Origin of the sequence: Rhodococcus sp. ACPA1, from assembly GCF_002300195.1 — a bacterium.
Classification (GTDB): Bacteria; Actinomycetota; Actinomycetes; order Mycobacteriales; family Mycobacteriaceae; genus Rhodococcus_F; species Rhodococcus_F opacus.
Window position 1 is genome coordinate 592,200 of sequence record NZ_NSDX01000005.1, and the last position, 17,569, is coordinate 609,768.

The window sequence follows — 17,569 nt, forward strand, 5'->3', positions numbered from 1 at the left end:
CTAGTCCTCGGTGTCGGTGTCGGTGGCGGGCCCCTCAGGGGTCGCGCCACCTTCGCCGCTCCAGTCGGCGCCCGAACTCTTGTCGTCCTCGGCCGGATCGGACATCACGTCCTTGTCCGCGCCCGGGGCGCCGCTGTCGGTGGTCGTGGTCTTCGGTCCGGATGCGTCCTTCGGTGTCATGTCCGGCGAATACCCCGACAGCTGGGTGCTCCAATCAGACGGACCCGGGTCTGCAATTCGAAAACTCCGTCGGGGATTGGCAGGTGAACAATACTTCGACGTAGTGTTCCCCGGGTTATCGACGATGAAGGAGTGGAACTGTGGCGCGCAAAGTTGTTGTCGAACGCATCGACGACATCGACGGAACTCCGATCAAGAACGGTAAGGGGGAGACCATTCCGTTCTCTGTCGACGGCGTCGACTACGAGATCGATCTGAAGGTCAAGAACGCCAGGGAATTCCACAAGACTCTCGACTACTACATCGAGCATGCAACTCGGGTCGGTGGAAGAAAGCGTCGGTCGACTCCTGCAGTGGCACCGTCCCAGGGACGGAGCCAGGCAAAGGAAATTCGAGAATGGGCGACGTCGCAGGGGTATGAGTTGTCCGCGCGTGGACGTATTCCTGCCGAGATCGAGGATGCGTACAACGCCGCTCACTGAGTCAACGGTGTCGCGGGTGGTCGACGCCTCCAGCCGCCCTGTTCGGGGTCGCTGGAGGCTGTAGCCGGTCGTCAGTATCGGCGCGCTGCGTGAAATGACATGGAGCTCATGGCCACTCGCGTGACCGGCCGTCCCGGAGCGGGTGCGTGGACGACCGTGTCGTTTCCTGCATAGATCCCCGCGTGGCCGCCCCCGTAGAAGAGGACGACGTCACCGGGCTGCAGGTCGCTCTCGTCCACGGCGGTCCCGTGTCGGAGTTGCTCGTAGGTGGTGCGAGGAACGGCCACACCGGCCTGTTTGTACGCCCATTGAACGAGACCGGAGCTGTCGAAGGCGCGGTGGTCGCCGGCGCCGAGGGTGCACGGGATTCCGATCCTGGATGCGGCGGCATGCAGTGCGTGGCGCCCCGGCCGTACCGGAGGCCGGCGGAACGTGTGAACCAGGTGATATCCGTGATTCCCGGTGTGTGGGTTCATGCCGTCGTTGCTCCAGTGCGCTCGGTGTGGTGTCGCGTCGTCGGGACGTCCGATTACAGGGTGGTCCCGGGCCGATCCGGGCGCATCGGCTGAATTACCCGGATACGTGCCTGTCTTCTCTGCTTCCGTCGCCGGATTCGACGGCCGCTGAGTAAACCATTCGATATGGTCGGTTTGGTACTCGCGAGTAGCGCGGGCCCCTCGTAACGTCGAACGGGTAATTGTCAGGTCAAAGGGAGTGGTCCGCTACGTCCCGTGGACTGGGATGAAGGAAGGCGGACGATGACGATCCGAGAATCGGCGAACTGTGCTTTCGGTGTCGCACGCTTGGCGTTCGACGCAGGAGCTGCCCTCCTGTCCGTTGCCGTGGCAGTACCGGTCGCCTTCGCCGCGGGCGAGGCGAGGTCGATGGCACTCACGGCACGTGGCGACATCACGCCGGCCCCCGGAACGTCGGACAGCGAGCATGTGCACGACCTGGGGACCGTCGTCGAACTGATCTAGCCGGCACCGAATCCCTCGACCCGCTCGTCACCCCGTGCCGGAGTGTGCTCCGGTCATCAGGGCGGCGAGGTCATCGGGTTCGAGGAACGACGGGGGCGGTGGTGGCCCCCAGGCGTACAGACCTTGCAGTCCGTGCAGCACTTCCGGTGACCAGAGTTCTTCCTCGGCGACGGTGTCCATGTCGGAGTAGTACTCGGAGAAGTTCCCGGCCGGGTCCTTGAGGTACCAGAAGAAATTCGCGCCGGCATGGTGCCGGCCGAGTCCCCAGATGTGGCGTTCGGGGTTGTTCTCGAGCATCGCGTGCGCGCCGCGGCCGACCTCGTCGATGTCGTCGACCTGCCAGCTGGTGTGGTGCATGAAGTTCACCGGTGCGGCCATCACGAGCACGTTGTGATGCTCGACGGAGCACCGCAGGAACGCGGCCTTGTCGCCCATGTAGTCGCTGACGTTGAAGCCCAGGCCCTCGGTGAAGAATTTCATCGTCGTCTGGAGGTCGGTGGACCCGATCACCGCGTGCCCGAGTTTGCGGGGGCGCACCGGTTCGGTGCGGGTGAGGAACGGGGCCCGTCCCCAGCGGTCGATGCGCCCGGGCCCGTTGTACGGCGTCGGCAACACCGCGGGCTCGATGACGATCCGGGGCCGGACCGCCACCCTGACGATCGTGCCGGTGACCGGTTCGACGGCACTGACGGACGTGCCGTCCTCGTCGAGTGCCACACCGAGCCTGGTCAGCCGCGCGGTGACGGCGGCGATGTCGTCGGGGTCGTCGGCGGCGACGGTCAATTCGACCAGTCGACGGGTGAGTGCGTGCACGATGTGGAGTTGTTCGCCGCCGTTGCGGGTGGCGAACACCCCGTTCCCGCGGTGTTCGAGTCCGAATTCGGTGTAGTAGGCGATGGTGTCGTCGACGTTGGGGACGCCGACGGTGACCTTGCCCAGTCCGTGCAGTGCCATGATCGGTGTCCTCTACTTCGCGTCGGGGTGGGCGACGAAACGCTGGTGCAGCTGACCGATGCCGTCGATCCAGCTGTCGAGCTTCTCGCCGGGCTGCAGGAACCGTTGCGGGTTGCGGCCGACGCCGACGCCGGCGGGGGTGCCGGTGAAGATGACATCACCGGGGTAGAGGGTCACATTGTGCGAGAGGGCGGCGATCAGCGTCGAGATCGGGAAGATCAGGTCGCGGGTGCGGCCCTTCTGCACTTGTTCACCGTCGATGGTGCAGCCGAGTTCGAGGTCGTCGGGGTCGGTGAACTCGTCCGGGGTGACCAGCCAGGGGCCTTGCGGGGAGAACCCGGCGAACGATTTTCCGAGCCCGAATTGTGGTGCGGGACCGCGGGTCTGGGTGATCCGTTCGGAGATGTCCTGGCCGGCGGTGAGGCCGGCGACGTGCGCCCAGGCGCCGGCCTCGTCGATGTTGGTGGTTTCGCGGCCGATGACGGCGACGAGTTCGATCTCCCAGTCGACGTTGCCGCCGGCGGGAATCACGACGTCGGTGTCGGGGCCGGTGAAGGACGAGGCGTACTTGGTGAACACCGGTGGCAGGTGGGTGGGGGATTCGAAGCCGGATTCGGCGGCGTGGGCGTGGTAGTTCAGCCCGACGGCGAACACCTGCCGGGGGGCCGGTGACGGTGCACCCAGCAGGGTGCGGTCGATCGCGAAGCTGTCATCGGCCAGGGCCGAGAGGTCCTGTTCGGCGGCCCATCCGGTGACGGCGTCCCAAGTCTGGTAGGCGGCGAGCAGTTCGGGGCCGAACCGGCCGCGGGAGGCGTGGGCGAGGTCGACGGCTCGCTCGGCCCCCTCGTCTCCGATGACGAGGGCGGCACGGTCGTCGATGTTGGCGATACGCATGAAAGTTGTTCTCCTGGAGCGGTGTCTGTTGTGTGTGGTCAGAGATCTGCGTTGACGGAGGCGGGTGTCGGCCTCGTATCGGAAGGGTCGGGGGTGACCCGCCGCGGGGACGGCAGGGCCAGGAAGGCGACGGCGCACAGGACCGTCAGCGCGGCGACGACGTAGAGGACTGCGGTGTAGCTTCCTGTTCGGTCCACCACGGCACCGACCCACAACGGCGCGATACCGCCGCCGAGGACGAACGCCATATACGGTCCTGCATAGGCCTTTCCGAAGGCGGCGAGTCCGAAGTACCGCGACGTGAAGTAGCCCACCATGTCCAGCTCGGCGCCGAGCATGCACCCCAGCGTAAAGGCCAGGACGGGGGCGAATCCGACTCCGCCGACTGCGAACAGAACGACGCCGGTGGCGCACAGCAGGCAGAGCGAGGCCGCGACCGCGGTCGGCCGGAGGATGTCGATGAGCAGTCCGATCACCAGTCGGCTCAGGATGACCGCGAGTCCCATGATCGATGCGATCGATGCCGCACCGCCGACGCTCATCCCGTTCTGCCGAAGCATGGGGACCAGGTAAGGGACGAGGCCGGTGAAGGCGACCGACATCAGGCCGAATGTGAGAATCAGCCGCCAGTAGAGCGGGTTCCGACGGATTGTGGCGAAGTCGTCACCGTCGTCGCCCGGCCGGCCGGGCGTGCTCTGCGTACGTACGCTTCGGGGTGCAACCTTCAGGAGGAAGAGGGTGGGAAGGGTTCCGGCAAGCGCGATGCAGGCCAACGTGAGGTAGCCGAGCCGCCATCCTTCGAGTTCGATGACGCGTCCGATGGCGACCGGAATGATGGCGCCGGAGAGTCCCATTCCCATCATCGTGATGCCGAGCGCGAGGCCCCTGGCGCGGTCGAACCAGCTGCTCACCGCCCGGGTGAAGGCAATCGGTCCGGAACTTGCACCGAAGAATCCGATCAACGCCATCGCTGTCATGTAGGCCGGCACCGAGTGCACGACCGTTCCCAGTGCGGCGAATCCGGTTGCCAGGCACAGTGCTCCGGCAATCGTCGGGGCCTTGACTCCGAACTTGTCGACGGCGTAGCCGACGACGGGGGCGGCGAGTGCCATCCCGAAGGTCAGCAAGGTGATGGACAGCCCGTACATTGCAGCGCTGAGGCCGATCTCCCTACCGAGATCGCTGGTGAACAGACCCGCCGAGTAGATGGCGAGCCCGGATACCCCGGTGCCGACACCCACGGCGGCCGCTGACAGAGTCGGCCACCCGCGCCGGAATTCGTCCCCGCGTGACATGGTCAATGCCTTGCTCCTTTGTTGCGGTGGTGATGACCATCACTGTTCCTGTTCTCGGGTTATCCGGGAAGCGGCAACTCATGATGGAGGGAATTCGTGCTGTGAATACACCCTGTTCGGACGGGGGTCACGCGCACACGGGTGCTAGCGGCCGGCGCGTCTTCCCAGGATCCGTCGTTGCGATGCCTCCGCCGCATCGACGAGAGCGGACGGATCACACCCGAGCACGACTCCGCCGCGCTTGACGAATCGCCCGCCGATGAGCACCGAATCGACATTGCCCTCGTGAGCGGCGAGAACCACGGACGCAACCGGATCGAGTACGGGCACCAGGTTCAGGTCGGTTGCACGCACCAGGATGATGTCGGCCTGCTTGCCGGGAGTGAGCGAGCCGATCCGGTCGTCGAGTCCGATCGCTCTCGCCCCCTCGATGGTGGCGAATGTCAGCACATCTTGCAGGAACAGCTGCGCACGATCGGCGGCGACGGAGCTGTGCCCGCCGCCCATCCACGAACGGTGGTAACCGAAGAGCATTCGCATCTGCGTGAACATGTCTCCGCTGCATTTGGTTTCGGTATCCCCGCTGAGGCTCGGTCGTACACCGGCGGCGAGCATGCGGTCGAGGGGGATGTCGCCGATGCCTTGCGAGTTGAGCTCGCAGTGCACGCCGATCGACACGGTGGCGCCGGCGTCGGCGATCATCGCGAGTTCGGCGTCGGAGGTGCGGCAACAGTGCACGAACGTCAGGTCGTCGGCGAGAAGGCCCGCCTTGTCGTACTGCGCCACGGCGTGTACCGGTTCGTTGTGCGCGTACGCACCGGCATGCACCGACGTGCGGATACCCAGGTCGCGCGCGAGGGCGAGGTCGGCCTGCCATACCCCGGGCGCCGCCATCTCGGGGCCTCTGGCCGCCATCGCCAACGTCACGAGTCCGCCGGGATCGGAGAAGTGCTCCTTCTGCAGCCGTTCGATGTCGGCCGGGTGGGTGAGCATGCTGTTCTCGGTCCACCGGCCGTTGCCCTGCAGTGGCCATCCGTGGCCGAAGACGGCACGGATACCCGCCTCGCGCAGACCGGTGACCGCAGCGTCGGAATGCTCGGGCGAGTTCTGGATGTGGGACCAATCGAAGAGGGTGGTCGTGCCTGCACTCAGCGCCGACACCGCGCCGAGGAGGTTTCCGATCCTGACGTCCTCGGGCTCGTACCCCGCCCCGATTCCCCTGAGCATTTCGTCGAAGTACTGGAGAGGATCGAGTTCGGCGTATCCGTGCCGCATGACGCTCTGCCAGGTGTGGCGGTGAGTGTCGACGAAGCCGGGAAGCGCGATCATGCCGTCGACGTCGACGACCTCGACGTCCGGTTCGACGTCGATCCGCGCGTCGATTCCTGCGATCAGATCGTCGCAGATCAGAATGTCGGCTCGGTCGACGTTTCCGATGGCCGGATCGACGCTGACGACCGTTGCTCCCCGGAGGAGTGTACGGCGTGGTCGGGCATGACTCGGGTCCATGAGTGTCCTGTTCGGAGAGAGGCAGATTGACTGCTCTCAGTCTCATTTTCCCGCGGTTATTTGGGAACGCCGGGTTGCCTATAGTTTGTATCCATGAGCTCGATACAGCGGATCTCCGGCCATCGCGCGAAGCTGGACCTCAACCTCATCGTGTCTTTGGACGCGCTCCTGCGCGAGCGGAGCGTGAGCCGCGCGGCGATCGAAGTCGGTCTGAGCCAGCCGGCAATGAGTGCGGCTCTCGCGCGGCTTCGGAGGTACTTCGGGGATCCGCTACTGGCTCGGGTCGGCAACTCGTATCAACTCACGCCGCTCGCCCGCAGCCTGGTCGAGCGCACGACGGTGGCGATCTCCGCAGTCGATCGAGTGCTCGACGCCGAGCCGGGCATCGAGATCGAACGGTCCAGCCGCGAGTTCACCCTGATCATGTCCGACTACATGCTCGCCGCCGTCGGCGACACCGTCACCCGCGATCTGCTGGCGCAGGCTCCGCACCTGCGCATCAACTTCGTGCAGTTGCGACCGGAGATCGTCGACCGCGCATCGGACAGTCTCCGTACCGCCGATGCCCTGGTCGTACCCCGTGGCTTCGTCAGCGACCTGCCCTCGGTCGACCTCTTCTCCGACCGGTGGGTCTGCGTGGTGGCCGAGGACAACGAGCACGTCGGGGACGCAATACGGCTGGACCAGCTCACCGAATACCCGTGGGCTGTGTTTCAGACGCATCCCCACGCCGCGACGACACCGCTGCATCAGGTCAGGGCTCAGGGAGTCGAACCGTACGTGCAGGTTGTCGGCGAGAACTACCTGGCTCTGCCGTATTTCGTCGCCCACACCGATCGTATCGCCCTTCTGCCGGAGCGATTGGCGGCCCGGATGAGCGGCGGAATGGGAATTCGGTCGGTCGACTTCCCCTTGAATCTCGCCCCACTGAACCATGCGCTGTGGTGGCACCCGATGTACAACGCGGATCCCGAACATCGCTGGCTCAGAGCGCAACTCGTCAAGTCGCTCGGGTGAGTGCGGGGCCCTCCCGGCATTTCATTGGACGGCGAGGCACCGCTTGATCGCCAGCTGTGCGTCCTCGCGTGCGGGGGTGTCGGCGCTGGCCCAGGCGATGTATCCGTCCGGCCTGACCAGCAGGCTCTTGACGTCGCCCAGCCCGGTGGGTGCCAGCACGATGTGGCCGGTGTGTGCGCGAACCGGCACGCCCTGCAGAGCGAGGTCCGCGTATGTGCCTGCCCCGGTGGCGTCGACGAGGACGAGGGCGGATTCGCGCAGCATTTCACCCATCCTCATCGGACCGGTCCGGGTGACGAGATCCAGATCGGGACAGCGGTATCCGACCATCGGGTGTTGGTGCGAATCAGCGGGGTAGGGGAAGGACAGCCCGTTGAGTTCGAGCCCGATTCGGCGATTGACCTCCGGAATGGGCATCAGGTCGCGTTCGAACATCCGCTTGAACGCCACCCCCTCCGGTGTGAAGTCGAACTGGACCGAACACTGCGCCGCGACACTTCTCAGCAGTGCTTCCGCCACCGGGCGGCGTTCGGCCTCGTAGGTTTCCAGGAGCGCCGGTCCTGCGTGTTCATTGATGACCGCGGCGAGTTTCCACCCGAGGTTGAACGCATCCTGGATGCAGAAGTTCATCCCGACGCCGCTGGCGGGATAGTGGATGCGCGCCGATTCGCCGACGAGGAACACTCGACCCTGCTGGAATTTCGTTGCGATTCTGAGCGAATCGGTGAAACGGGACGCCCACACCAGGTCGTCGAACGGCAGGTCCTTCTCCAGAACTTCGGTGAGGCATCGGCGGACCTCGTCGGCCGTGACCGGCTCCGACGCAGGAGCGTGCCTGCGCTCGGCGTGCACGATGTTGAACCGGGTGATGGACTCGTTCTCACCGAACGGAAACGAGGTGACCCAGCCCTTGTCGTTGTCGATCATCCGCCGCGCTTCGGGCCAGGGCCGATCCATCCTCAGGTCTGCCACGATTCCGGTGAATGTCGGCCCGTGGCCCTCGAAACCGAGACCGAGCTGCGACCGCACGATACTCCGCCCGCCGTCCGCGCCGACCAGATAATCGGCTGACAACCTCACGGGTCCGTCCTCGGCCGCCGCGGTCACGGTCACGGCGGTCGACTGCTGAACGACGGATTCGACAGTCACGCCGTGCCGGACGACGACACCGAGACGGAGCGCTTCCTCCAGCAACAGTTCCTCGGTGTGATTCTGGGGAAGAACCAGCCGAAACCCGAACCTCGATTCGAGGTGACGCCATTCCACCGGTTGCATCCCTGCCCAGATATGCACGGGAATCAGAGGATTGGGCCGAATGGTCGCGGCCCGGTCGATGAACTTCTGCACGAGGCCCCGAGAATCGAGAAGCTCGAGAACCCTCGGCAATACGGTCCCGGCCCGCGACTGCACCGGCTGCGTTCGACGTTCGAGGACGACGACGTCGACTCCGGCCCGGGCCAGTTCGGTCGCGACCGTCAGACCCGACGGTCCGCCGCCGACGACTATTACTCGAGCAGTCATTTCGAATCACTCTCCTTGTTGTACGGCATCGTGGGAAGCGGGGGCGTGGGGTAGGATCGGCCCAGGTGTTCGTGCAGGAACGCGGCCACTTCGGCGACCGTGGTGTCCGTGTCGAACGCGGAGTCCTCGTGGTTGGCGCCCTCGAGAAGGCGCAGGCGTACCGTCTTCTCGCGGCGTCGAAGTTCCTGTGCCATCCGCCGGCTCTGCTGCACCGACGTGACCGAGTCGCGTGTTCCGTGGAGGAGGAAGACCGGCACGTGAATGTCGTGCGCCTTCGCGAACGGGCTGACAGCGGCGAGTTCGCGATCGCACACCGTCGATTCGTCGATCCCCAGCAATCGGGCTCTCAGGTAACGAGCCGACGGCGGTGCGGGGACCCCTGACGGCCAGTCCTGCTCGAGGATCTCCCGCGGTATCGGCGAGCCGGCGTCCGGACGGTCGTGGTCGCCCCGGGAGGTGAGGTCGTAACATCCGAAGTAGCCGACAGCGGCCTGCACGTGTGGCCCGGGCAGATCGTGCGGTGCACGCGGAATCGCCGGAGTGGCGGTGGCCAGAAGCGCGAGATGGGCGCCTGCCGACGCGCCCCAGAGAGCGACACGATTCGTGTCGACACCGAAGGCTTGCCCGGGCCCGTTCAGCCACTCGATCGCGGTCACGATGTCGATGATCTGGGCGGGGAAGGGAGCGACGGTGGAGGAGCGGTAGTCGATGCTCGCGACAGCAAGTCCGTGTTGCGCGAGTCGCTCCGCCCGCGCGGCATGACTCTTGCGAGAACCGGTAATCCAACCACCACCGTGCAGGTAGAGGACGACGGCGGGGGCGGCAACGCCGAGCGGGAGAGACAGATCGAGTCGGAGGACGTGCCCGTCGGGACGCCCGAACTCGATGTCGGGACAGAATTGGATCTCGTATCGGGCGGACTGCCCGACCGGGGTTCTCACGTTGACGTCACCTCTTCGCCTGGTCGCGGGTCCACAAACCGCGGTGGCCCGTGGCTCAAGGGTGGCGGATCAGGAAGTATTCGGGAATCGGTAGTTCTGTATGGGGGAAATCCACCGAACGAATAGCTTCAGTTCGGGGTGCGATTCGAGGTCGGCGCAGGACAACGGCGCCCGGCGCGGCATACTCTGTCTCGTCACCGCGCCTCCGCTGGCCGACAATTTTGAAAGATGGTAATTTCATGGCAGATTCACGGATCAAGGCCCTGACGCCCGCCGAGTTGGACGTCGAGCAGCAGGCGTTGTACGACAGCATCGTGACTGGTCCGCGCGCACAGGGGCCCCAGCTGTTCGCGCTTCAGGATGACGGGGGCAGGCTCAACGGGCCCTTCGGGGTGATGTTGCACGTGCCCGGACTCGGCTCTGCGCTGCAGGAACTCGGGAGTGCGGTGCGATATCGGACGGCGATGACCGCCCGGATCAGAGAAATCGCGATACTCACGGTCGCTGCCGCAACGGAGAGCGAATTCGAACGCTATGCCCACGAACGGGTCGGACACGCCGTCGGGTTGAGCGCCGAAGAGACGACGGCACTTCGGAGCGGCGAGTTCCGTTCCGAAGACACCACTGAACAGGCTGCGTACGACGTGTGCCGTCATCTGCTCGACGGCGCCAACACCCTCGGAGACGAGGACTTCCGTCGATTCGAAGCCGGCCTCGGTCACTCGGCGCTGCTCGAACTCGTGGTCCTGGTCGGCTATTACCGGACCCTGTCTCAAATGATGAATGTCTTCGGCGTCGGCGCACCGGCGGGTCTCGAGGACGAGTAGGCCGCAGCATCTGTTTCAGCGCCGGCGGGGACGGCGCAGCCGGAGCCGGCTGTAGGTGACGACCGCGAGCACGCAACTGATGAGCACCAGCATGGCGATGTTGAGCAGCCACCACGATGCGCTGTGCTGCCAGAGCGTGTCGGGTTCGGTGCCGGTGGCGTTCGTGCGCAGGTCCACCGTCGAGGCGGCGGCCGCGAACCCCCAGCGGGAGGGGAAGAGCCACGACACCTGTTCGAGCACGGCGCGTCCGGTGATCGTGATCAGTCCTCCGCACATCACCAACTGCACCATGATCGTGACCACCAGCATCGGCATCACCTGCTCGTTCGAGCGCGCCACCGACGACAACGCCAATCCGACGAGGACGCAGGAGCAGGTGGTGACGGCGATGTCCACGATCAATTCGACGGAGCCGGAGGGGATCACGCTGCCCCGGCCCGGAAAACCCTTGCCCACGAACACGATCGTCACCATGATCACCGACTGCACGATCGCGGCGGCGCAGAATACGACGATCTTCGCCGTCAGGTAGGCGGACGGCAGCAGGCCGGCGGCACGTTCGCGGTGATAGATCATGCGCTCCCCGACGAGGTCGCGGATGGTCAGTGAGCAACCCATGAACGCGGCGCCGAGGATCAGCACGACCAGGATCTGGGTGAGTTCACCGGATTCGTCGAGGCCCGACGGACCGAACCCGGTGTCTCCGGGCACGAGCACGGCCAGGCCGCCGAGCACGAACGGAAGAAGGGACAGGAAGATCAGGTACCCACGGTCGGCGCGGATCAGCCGCGCCTGCCGGCGGACGACGGTGCTCAACTGCTTGCGCCGCGACGTGTGCGCGGGACTGCCGAGAGGTCCGGGCGGGCTCGGTGGTGGCACCTCTACGGCGGGGCGGGTCGCGCGGTACTCGGCGAACAACCCGTCGGGGTCGGCCGCGACGCGGGCGAAGATATCGGCCCAATCGGTGCTGCCCAGCGCGGCCCCGACCTTGTCCGGCGGGCCCACGTAGGCGGTCTTGCCGCCCGGTGCGAGGAGCAGGACCTGATCGCACATCTCGAGATACGACAGCGAATGCGTGACGATGACGACGACGCGGCCCGAATCGGCGAGGCGGCGCAACGTCGCCATGATCTGCCGGTCGAGCGCAGGGTCGAGACCCGACGTCGGTTCGTCGAGGATCAGCAGGGACGGGCCGGTGAGCAACTCCATCGCGACGGACGCGCGTTTGCGCTGGCCGCCGGACAGCCGATCGACCCTTGTGGCGGCGTGTTCGGACAGCTGCAGCTCGTCGAGCACGGTCTCTATCACCTCCTCACGGTCGGCCCGGCTGGTGTCCGGCGGCAGCCTCAGCTCCGCGGCGTAGCCGAGCGCCTGCCTGATCGTCAACTGCCGGTGCACGACGTCGTCCTGGGGGACCATCCCGATTCGGGAGCGCAGCACCTGGTATTCGGCGTGCACGCTGCGTCCCTCGAACTCGACCACACCTTCCGTGGGGCGTTCCGAACCGGAGATGATGGTGGCCACCGTGGTCTTTCCCGCGCCGGAGGGGCCGATCACCGCGGTGAGACTGCCGGGCTGGGCAGTGAACGTGACGTCCTCGAGCAGCCGACGCCCGCCTTCGATGGTGAGTCCGACGCCGTCCACCCGCAGCCCGCCTGCGGTCGGAACCACCGCCTGCCGTGGAACGAGCCTGCCTTCCTGCACGCTGAAATCGGTGTTGCCGATCGTGACGACGTCGCCGTCGGTCAGCTGCGCGCGCGACACCCGGATGTCTCCGACGAACGTTCCGTTGACGCTCCCCAGGTCGTCGATCTCGAGGCCGGACGGCACGTTGTGGACGATGGCGTGATGGCGTGAGGCCAGCACGTCCCGGACGACGATGTCGTTGTCGGGCGACCGTCCCACCGTGAGGGATCCTTTCGGGACCGCCTCGTGCGGTGTCGGGGGCGGGGCGCTCGGGGCACCTACGCCGATCGTCGACTCGTCCCATCGAGCGCCCACGTCCTGTCGCGTCGCGTCCGGGTCCTCGACCGAGATCCGCACGACCGGCCCCTCGGCAGCGTCACCCAGGCGGACGACGACGGGGTTCGTGACGGGGACCTTTTCTCGGCGCGCACCGTCGACGTAGATCCCGTTCTTGCTGCCGGAGTCGACCAGCTGCCATCCCTCGTCCCAGGTGAGCCGTGCATGCTCGCGCGACACCATCGGATCGACGATCGTGATCTCCAGCTGCGGATCCCGGCCGATGCGGACGGCCTTGCCCGCGCTGTAGCTCGTCCGGTCGTGTTCGGTCTCGACCACGACCCGCGGGTGCGCTGTGTTCGCCCGGTCGTCCATCGCCACGGCCTCCGGTCAGCGTCATCGGGCGTAGAGCGTCGACTCCATCCATGGTCGCATGCGCGGCCCGGGATTCGTCGGCATAACGGTCACTCTCGGTATTCTCGCGGCCAGGAAGTGAGGAACACTGAGCCGGGTGAGTACGTCCTTGGCGAATCCCGGTGTCGGACTGGCTGTGCTGTGCACCGTGATGGTCGTGTGCGCGGCGGTGGTCTACCGCTTCACCCACCTCGGTAGCCCACTCGTCGTGCCGGCCGCGGCGATTCGCGGCGCTGCCCAGCTCGCCGCGGTGTCCCTGATCCTGGCCGCGGCTCTCGCGCATCTGTGGTCCTCGATCCTCGTGTTGGCCGTGATGTTCGTGGCGGCGGTGGGAACGTCCGCTCGCCGCGCGAAAGCCGGCCGGTCGGCCGCGTGGCTGGCGCTGTCCCTCGCTGCGGGTGTGGGGATCGTCGTACCGTTGATGCTGGTCAGCCGGGTGGTTCCGCTCGAAGGTGTCGCAATCGTTCCCGTCGGCGGAATCGTGCTCGGCGGTGCGATGACGGCCACCTCCCTCGCCGCGCGACGCGCGCTCGATGCGGTCGAACAGCGGTGGGGTGAGGTGGAGGCGGGGCTCAGCCTCGGACTCGACGTCCGCGATGCCCGCATGGAAGTGGTCCGGTCTGCGGCCTCGGATGCGTTGCTCCCGGGACTCGATCAGACCCGGACGGTCGGGCTGGTCACCCTGCCGGGGGCGTTCGTCGGGGTGCTGCTGGCAAGCGGTTCCGCCGTTCAGGCCGGGGCGGTCCAGATCCTCGTCCTCGTAGGGCTGCTGCTCGCGCAGACGTGTGCGGTGGCCGTCACGATCGAACTGGTGGCCCGGGAAGCAGTTCACCGGCCGAGACTCCACACCGCGCGAACGTGAAGGATCCGGGTCTGGCCCGAACGCCGGTCAAGTGCATCGTCGGTCCCGCATACTGGTCGGTGGTCGGTCCCTGCTGACGAGGCGGTGTCTTGTGGTGCATCCCGAGGTATTGGTGGTCGGAGCTGGTCCGGTCGGTCTGACGGCGGCGATCGAACTGCGCAGGCGAGGTGTCGCCTGCCGCATCATCGATCCACTCCTCGAGCCACCGCAGTATGCGAAGGCGGTGGGAATCCAACCGCGCAGCCTCGAGGTGTTCGAGAGCATGGGTGTGCTGCGGCACATCCTGGACGCGGCGATCCAGATGCGCGGACAGATCGTGTATGTCAACGGCGACGAGGTTGCCCGTCTGGAGTTGGCGTTACCGGCCGACGTCCCGTTCGAATTCATCGGTCTGCCCCAGTACGAGACCGAACGCATCCTCACCGAATATCTGGCCACGTTCGGCACCACGATCGAACGAGGTACGAAACTGACGGCGTTCGAACAGGACGACGACGGCGTCGTCGCCACGGTCACCGGCGCGGACGGCGACGAAACCGTCCGAACCCAGTACCTTCTCGGCTGCGACGGCGCCCACAGCGTGGTCCGCAAGGGCCTCGGCCTCACCTTCGAAGGCGGTGCGTTCGTCGAGCAGTACATGCTCGGCGACGTCGAGGTCGACTGGTCGATGCCGCGTGGCTACGGAATCCGGTCGATGCATCAGACGGACGGCGAGACCGACGATCTGCTCGTATGCATTCCGCTACCCGGGCGCCGCCGCTACCGGATGTCGATGCTGGTGCCCAGCGACCTCGCCGGCACCGGCACCCCGGCCGCCGACAAGATCGCGCACGGCTTCGAAGCGGGACCCAAACCGGAGCTGAGCCACATCCAGGCCGTGCTCGACCGCCTGTCACCCGAGCCGACGCGGGCGTCGAACCTCCGCTGGTCCTCCGTCTTCCGGATCAGCCACCGCATCGTCGACTCGTACGGGCGCGGACGGGTGTTCGTCGCGGGCGACGCCGCCCACATTCATCCGCCGACCGGCGCGCAGGGCATGAACACCGGCATCCAGGACGCCCACAACCTGGCGTGGAAGGTCGCGCTGGCCGTGTCCGGCGCCGCGGCCTCCGATCTGCTGGACAGTTACGACGCCGAACGGCGGCCCGTCGGCGAGGAGGTGGTGGGACGCACCGTGCGCAGCGCCCGGGAGGGAATCGGGGCGGGGTCGTCGGATCCCGACTATGTGATCCGACGCGAGGCTCAACTCCTCATCAGCTACGCGGACAGTCCGATCGTCGCCCAACCGGAGTCGAATGCGGCGCTCACGCCCGGCAGCCGCGCACCGGACGCCCGCGGGCTGACCCGTGCCGCGGTCGCGTTTCCCCTCCGGCTGTTCACTCTCCTCGCGGGACGGAACCACACGTTGCTGCTGTACGCCGACGAATCGGTCGACGCGCGTGGGCTGGAACTGCTCGAGGCCGCGGCGACGTCCGTGGAGGCGGCGACCCAGGGACTCGTCGACACGTACCTCGTCGCGTCGCCTTCCGCCGATGTCGGGGAAACGGTGCTTCCCCTCGTCCGGGACCGCGACGGCGAGTTCGCGCACGCGTACGGCGCGGAGGGTTCCGCCGCGTTCGTCGTCCGTCCGGACGGCTATCTCGGGTTCCGGCAGAGTCCGGTCGCGGTCGACGGTCTCACGGAGTACCTGAAGTCGACTTTCCGCTGAGCTCGGGAGTGGTGGGCAGGCCGCGCCGGATGTCGCCCGGCGCCGGCTTGCCGAGCGGCGCCCCGACCCTGGTGGCCGAATCCAGCAGCCACGGCACGCTCGTGACCATCACCCCGGACGTGAACAGCAACCGGCCCTTGAGTCGCAGCGCATTCTGGTTGTGCAGCAGGTGTTCCCACCAGCGACCGACCACGTACTCGGGGATGAAGATGGTGACGACTCCGTCCGGGATCCGCTTCCGGACGGATTTCACGTACCCCACGATGGGCCGGGTGACTTCACGGTACGGCGATTCGAGGACTTTCAGCGGCACCGGAACTTCGTACTTCTCCCACTCCCGCTGCAGTTTTCCGGTGCTGTCGCCCAGCACGGTGACGGCCTCGAGCGTCGTCGGATGGGTGGCGCGGGCGTAGGCCAGCGCCCGGGCGGTGGGTTTGTTGAGCACGGACACCAGCACGATGGTGTGCACCTGGGAGGGGAGGGTGAAGCTGTCCTCGTCGACGACGAGGACGGCCGCGATCCGGTCGTAGTGCCGCCGCACCCCGCGCATCAGGAAGAACAGAATCGGCAAGGCGATTACTACGAGGTAGGCGCCCTGGGTGAACTTCGTGATCGTGACGATGATCAGGACGGTGCCGGTGAGGACGGCGCCGGTGCCGTTGAGGGCCCGTCGGCCGTGGATGCGACGACGTTCGCGGGCGTCGGATTCGGTTGCCAGCACGCGGTTCCAGTGCCGGACCATGCCCGCCTGGCTGAGAGTGAAGGAGGTGAACACACCGAGGATGTACAGCTGGATGAGGTGGGTGACGGACGCGTCGAACAGGACGATCAATCCGCCCGCCGTGACGGCGAGAAGCACGATGCCGTTGCTGAACGCCAGCCGGTCGCCGCGAGTGTTGAGCTGGACGGGGAGGTAGCGGTCGCGGCCGAGCACCGAGGCGAGCAGCGGGAAACCGTTGTAGGCGGTGTTCGCGGCGAGCACGAGGATCAGCACGGTCGCGGCCTGGACGTAGAAGAAGCCGATGTTGGTGGTGCCGCCGAACACGGCGGCCGAGATCTGGGCGATGACGGTGCGCTGCGGATCGGTCTCGCAGTTTCCGGCGAACCCGATCAGATCGCACGGGTTCACCGCGACGTGCACCTTGGCGACGATGGCCAGCGCGGTGATCCCCGCGAACATCACGATGGCCGTCGCCGCCATCGCCATGAGTGTCTTCGCGGCGTTGGCGCTCTTGGGTTTACGGAACGCAGGCACCCCGTTGGAGATCGCCTCGACACCCGTCAGCGCGGTACATCCGGACGAGAATGCGCGCAGCGCGAAGAACACGAGGGCAAGACCGGTCAGCCCGGACAGTTCCGGTTCGATGGTGTACCCGGCACTTTCGGCGACGGGTGTGGAACCGGCCGCGACGCGGACGAACCCCGTCACGATCAGGATCATCACCCCGGCGATGAACCCGTACGTCGGGAAGGCGAACGTGGTCCCCGATTCGCGGATGCCGCGCAGGTTCATCACCGTCAGCAGCACGACGAACGCCACGGCCAGCGCCACCCGGTGCGTGTTCAGCGCGGGCACGGCGGAGATCAGATTGTCGACGCCGGCCGACACCGACACCGCCACCGTCATGACGTAGTCGATGAGCAGTGCCGACGCCACCGTCAGGCCGGCTGAGGGCCCGAGATTCTTGGTGGCCACCTCGTACGAGCCGCCCCCGCTGGGGTAGGCGTACACCACCTGGCGGTACGACAGGGCGACCACGGCGAGAAGCACGACGACCCCGATTGCCAGATACGGCGTCAGGTAGAAATACGCGAGACCGCCCAGGGACAGGATCAGCAGGATCTCCTGCGTCGCGTACGCCACGGACGACAGAGGGTCGGAGGCGAAGATCGGCAGCGCCAGACGCTTGGTCAGCAACTGCTCCCCGAGGTCGTCACTGCGCAGCGGGCGTCCCAAAGCCAGCCGCCGGACCGCTCGAACGAGAGCCACCACCAGTTCAGCGTAGAACCAGGCGCTTCGCGC

The 17,569-nt window shown here is 66.5% G+C and carries 16 protein-coding genes; 6 read left to right on the forward strand and 10 right to left on the reverse strand.

What is annotated here, in order from left to right:
• Nucleotides 1–180: a hypothetical protein gene (locus CJ177_RS27185; RefSeq protein WP_005244285.1), complete on the reverse strand. Its 180-nt coding sequence runs from the start codon at nucleotides 178–180 to the stop codon at nucleotides 1–3.
• Nucleotides 181–320: 140 nt separating this feature from the next.
• On the opposite strand from CJ177_RS27185, the gene CJ177_RS27190 reads away from it, so the two are divergent.
• The gene (locus CJ177_RS27190) at nucleotides 321–662 is read left to right on the forward strand and encodes an Lsr2 family protein (protein ID WP_005244283.1); all 342 of its coding nucleotides are present in this window, start codon (nucleotides 321–323) and stop codon (nucleotides 660–662) included.
• A gap of 71 nt (nucleotides 663–733) precedes the next feature.
• Here the strand turns inward: CJ177_RS27190 and CJ177_RS27195 are convergent, their stop codons facing one another.
• Complete coding sequence (locus tag CJ177_RS27195) at nucleotides 734–1,138, reverse strand: C40 family peptidase (RefSeq protein WP_025431885.1); 405 nt, start codon at nucleotides 1,136–1,138, stop codon at nucleotides 734–736.
• Nucleotides 1,139–1,420: 282 nt separating this feature from the next.
• Here CJ177_RS27195 and CJ177_RS27200 point away from each other — a divergent pair, with 282 nt between their 5' ends.
• Nucleotides 1,421–1,642 (forward strand): hypothetical protein, encoded by a 222-nt coding sequence (locus tag CJ177_RS27200; RefSeq protein ID WP_005244280.1) that lies wholly within the window; start codon nucleotides 1,421–1,423, stop codon nucleotides 1,640–1,642.
• A gap of 27 nt (nucleotides 1,643–1,669) precedes the next feature.
• Here the strand turns inward: CJ177_RS27200 and CJ177_RS27205 are convergent, their stop codons facing one another.
• The 4 genes from CJ177_RS27205 to CJ177_RS27220 form a co-directional block, all read right to left on the reverse strand.
• Nucleotides 1,670–2,596, reverse strand: a complete 927-nt coding sequence (locus tag CJ177_RS27205; RefSeq protein ID WP_095869042.1) for a VOC family protein — start codon at nucleotides 2,594–2,596, stop codon at nucleotides 1,670–1,672.
• Between the two features lie 12 nt (nucleotides 2,597–2,608).
• Nucleotides 2,609–3,490 (reverse strand): fumarylacetoacetate hydrolase family protein, encoded by an 882-nt coding sequence (locus CJ177_RS27210; RefSeq protein WP_095869043.1) that lies wholly within the window; start codon nucleotides 3,488–3,490, stop codon nucleotides 2,609–2,611.
• Between the two features lie 38 nt (nucleotides 3,491–3,528).
• Nucleotides 3,529–4,785: a CynX/NimT family MFS transporter gene (locus CJ177_RS27215; protein ID WP_095869044.1), complete on the reverse strand. Its 1,257-nt coding sequence runs from the start codon at nucleotides 4,783–4,785 to the stop codon at nucleotides 3,529–3,531.
• A 144-nt stretch (nucleotides 4,786–4,929) separates the two neighbouring features.
• Nucleotides 4,930–6,294 (reverse strand): amidohydrolase family protein, encoded by a 1,365-nt coding sequence (locus CJ177_RS27220; RefSeq protein WP_095869045.1) that lies wholly within the window; start codon nucleotides 6,292–6,294, stop codon nucleotides 4,930–4,932.
• 93 nt (nucleotides 6,295–6,387) lie between these two features.
• Between CJ177_RS27220 and CJ177_RS27225 the strand changes: the two genes are divergently transcribed.
• On the forward strand, nucleotides 6,388–7,311 hold the full coding sequence (locus tag CJ177_RS27225; RefSeq protein WP_095869046.1) for a LysR family transcriptional regulator: 924 nt from the start codon (nucleotides 6,388–6,390) through the stop codon (nucleotides 7,309–7,311).
• Nucleotides 7,312–7,332: 21 nt separating this feature from the next.
• Here CJ177_RS27225 and CJ177_RS27230 read toward each other — a convergent pair whose 3' ends face one another.
• Together CJ177_RS27230 and CJ177_RS27235 are read right to left on the reverse strand one after the other, a co-directional pair.
• The gene (locus CJ177_RS27230; protein WP_095869047.1) at nucleotides 7,333–8,832 is read right to left on the reverse strand and encodes an FAD-dependent oxidoreductase; all 1,500 of its coding nucleotides are present in this window, start codon (nucleotides 8,830–8,832) and stop codon (nucleotides 7,333–7,335) included.
• Nucleotides 8,829–9,773, reverse strand: a complete 945-nt coding sequence (locus CJ177_RS27235) for an alpha/beta hydrolase (RefSeq protein ID WP_143548709.1) — start codon at nucleotides 9,771–9,773, stop codon at nucleotides 8,829–8,831. The genes CJ177_RS27230 and CJ177_RS27235 overlap by 4 nt, the downstream gene beginning before the upstream one ends.
• 239 nt (nucleotides 9,774–10,012) lie before the next feature.
• On the opposite strand from CJ177_RS27235, the gene CJ177_RS27240 reads away from it, so the two are divergent.
• Complete coding sequence (locus CJ177_RS27240) at nucleotides 10,013–10,600, forward strand: carboxymuconolactone decarboxylase family protein (protein ID WP_095869048.1); 588 nt, start codon at nucleotides 10,013–10,015, stop codon at nucleotides 10,598–10,600.
• 15 nt (nucleotides 10,601–10,615) lie between these two features.
• Here CJ177_RS27240 and CJ177_RS27245 read toward each other — a convergent pair whose 3' ends face one another.
• Nucleotides 10,616–12,937, reverse strand: a complete 2,322-nt coding sequence (locus CJ177_RS27245) for an ATP-binding cassette domain-containing protein (RefSeq protein WP_095869049.1) — start codon at nucleotides 12,935–12,937, stop codon at nucleotides 10,616–10,618.
• 136 nt (nucleotides 12,938–13,073) lie between these two features.
• Here CJ177_RS27245 and CJ177_RS27250 point away from each other — a divergent pair, with 136 nt between their 5' ends.
• Together CJ177_RS27250 and CJ177_RS27255 are read left to right on the forward strand one after the other, a co-directional pair.
• Complete coding sequence (locus CJ177_RS27250) at nucleotides 13,074–13,838, forward strand: ABC transporter permease (RefSeq protein ID WP_061696815.1); 765 nt, start codon at nucleotides 13,074–13,076, stop codon at nucleotides 13,836–13,838.
• A gap of 91 nt (nucleotides 13,839–13,929) precedes the next feature.
• On the forward strand, nucleotides 13,930–15,546 hold the full coding sequence (locus CJ177_RS27255) for an FAD-dependent monooxygenase (RefSeq protein ID WP_061696814.1): 1,617 nt from the start codon (nucleotides 13,930–13,932) through the stop codon (nucleotides 15,544–15,546).
• Here CJ177_RS27255 and CJ177_RS27260 read toward each other — a convergent pair.
• Entirely contained in the window at nucleotides 15,515–17,539 is a 2,025-nt protein-coding gene (locus CJ177_RS27260) for an APC family permease (protein WP_095869239.1), read from the reverse strand. The genes CJ177_RS27255 and CJ177_RS27260 overlap by 32 nt on opposite strands.
• Between the last annotated feature and the right edge of the window lie 30 nt (nucleotides 17,540–17,569).

Bases quoted from the DNA above. Each gene is read 5' to 3' on its own strand.
- CJ177_RS27195 (WP_025431885.1), bottom strand. From the start codon at position 1,138: ATGAACCCACACACCGGGAATCACGGATATCACCTGGTTCACACGTTC.
- CJ177_RS27215 (WP_095869044.1), bottom strand. From the start codon at position 4,785: ATGTCACGCGGGGACGAATTCCGGCGCGGGTGGCCGACTCTGTCAGCG.
- CJ177_RS27245 (WP_095869049.1), bottom strand. From the start codon at position 12,937: ATGGACGACCGGGCGAACACAGCGCACCCGCGGGTCGTGGTCGAGACC.
- CJ177_RS27225 (WP_095869046.1), top strand. From the start codon at position 6,388: ATGAGCTCGATACAGCGGATCTCCGGCCATCGCGCGAAGCTGGACCTC.
- CJ177_RS27205 (WP_095869042.1), bottom strand. From the start codon at position 2,596: ATGGCACTGCACGGACTGGGCAAGGTCACCGTCGGCGTCCCCAACGTC.
- CJ177_RS27230 (WP_095869047.1), bottom strand. From the start codon at position 8,832: ATGACTGCTCGAGTAATAGTCGTCGGCGGCGGACCGTCGGGTCTGACG.
- CJ177_RS27200 (WP_005244280.1), top strand. From the start codon at position 1,421: ATGACGATCCGAGAATCGGCGAACTGTGCTTTCGGTGTCGCACGCTTG.
- CJ177_RS27185 (WP_005244285.1), bottom strand. From the start codon at position 180: ATGACACCGAAGGACGCATCCGGACCGAAGACCACGACCACCGACAGC.
- CJ177_RS27220 (WP_095869045.1), bottom strand. From the start codon at position 6,294: ATGGACCCGAGTCATGCCCGACCACGCCGTACACTCCTCCGGGGAGCA.
- CJ177_RS27210 (WP_095869043.1), bottom strand. From the start codon at position 3,490: ATGCGTATCGCCAACATCGACGACCGTGCCGCCCTCGTCATCGGAGAC.
- CJ177_RS27240 (WP_095869048.1), top strand. From the start codon at position 10,013: ATGGCAGATTCACGGATCAAGGCCCTGACGCCCGCCGAGTTGGACGTC.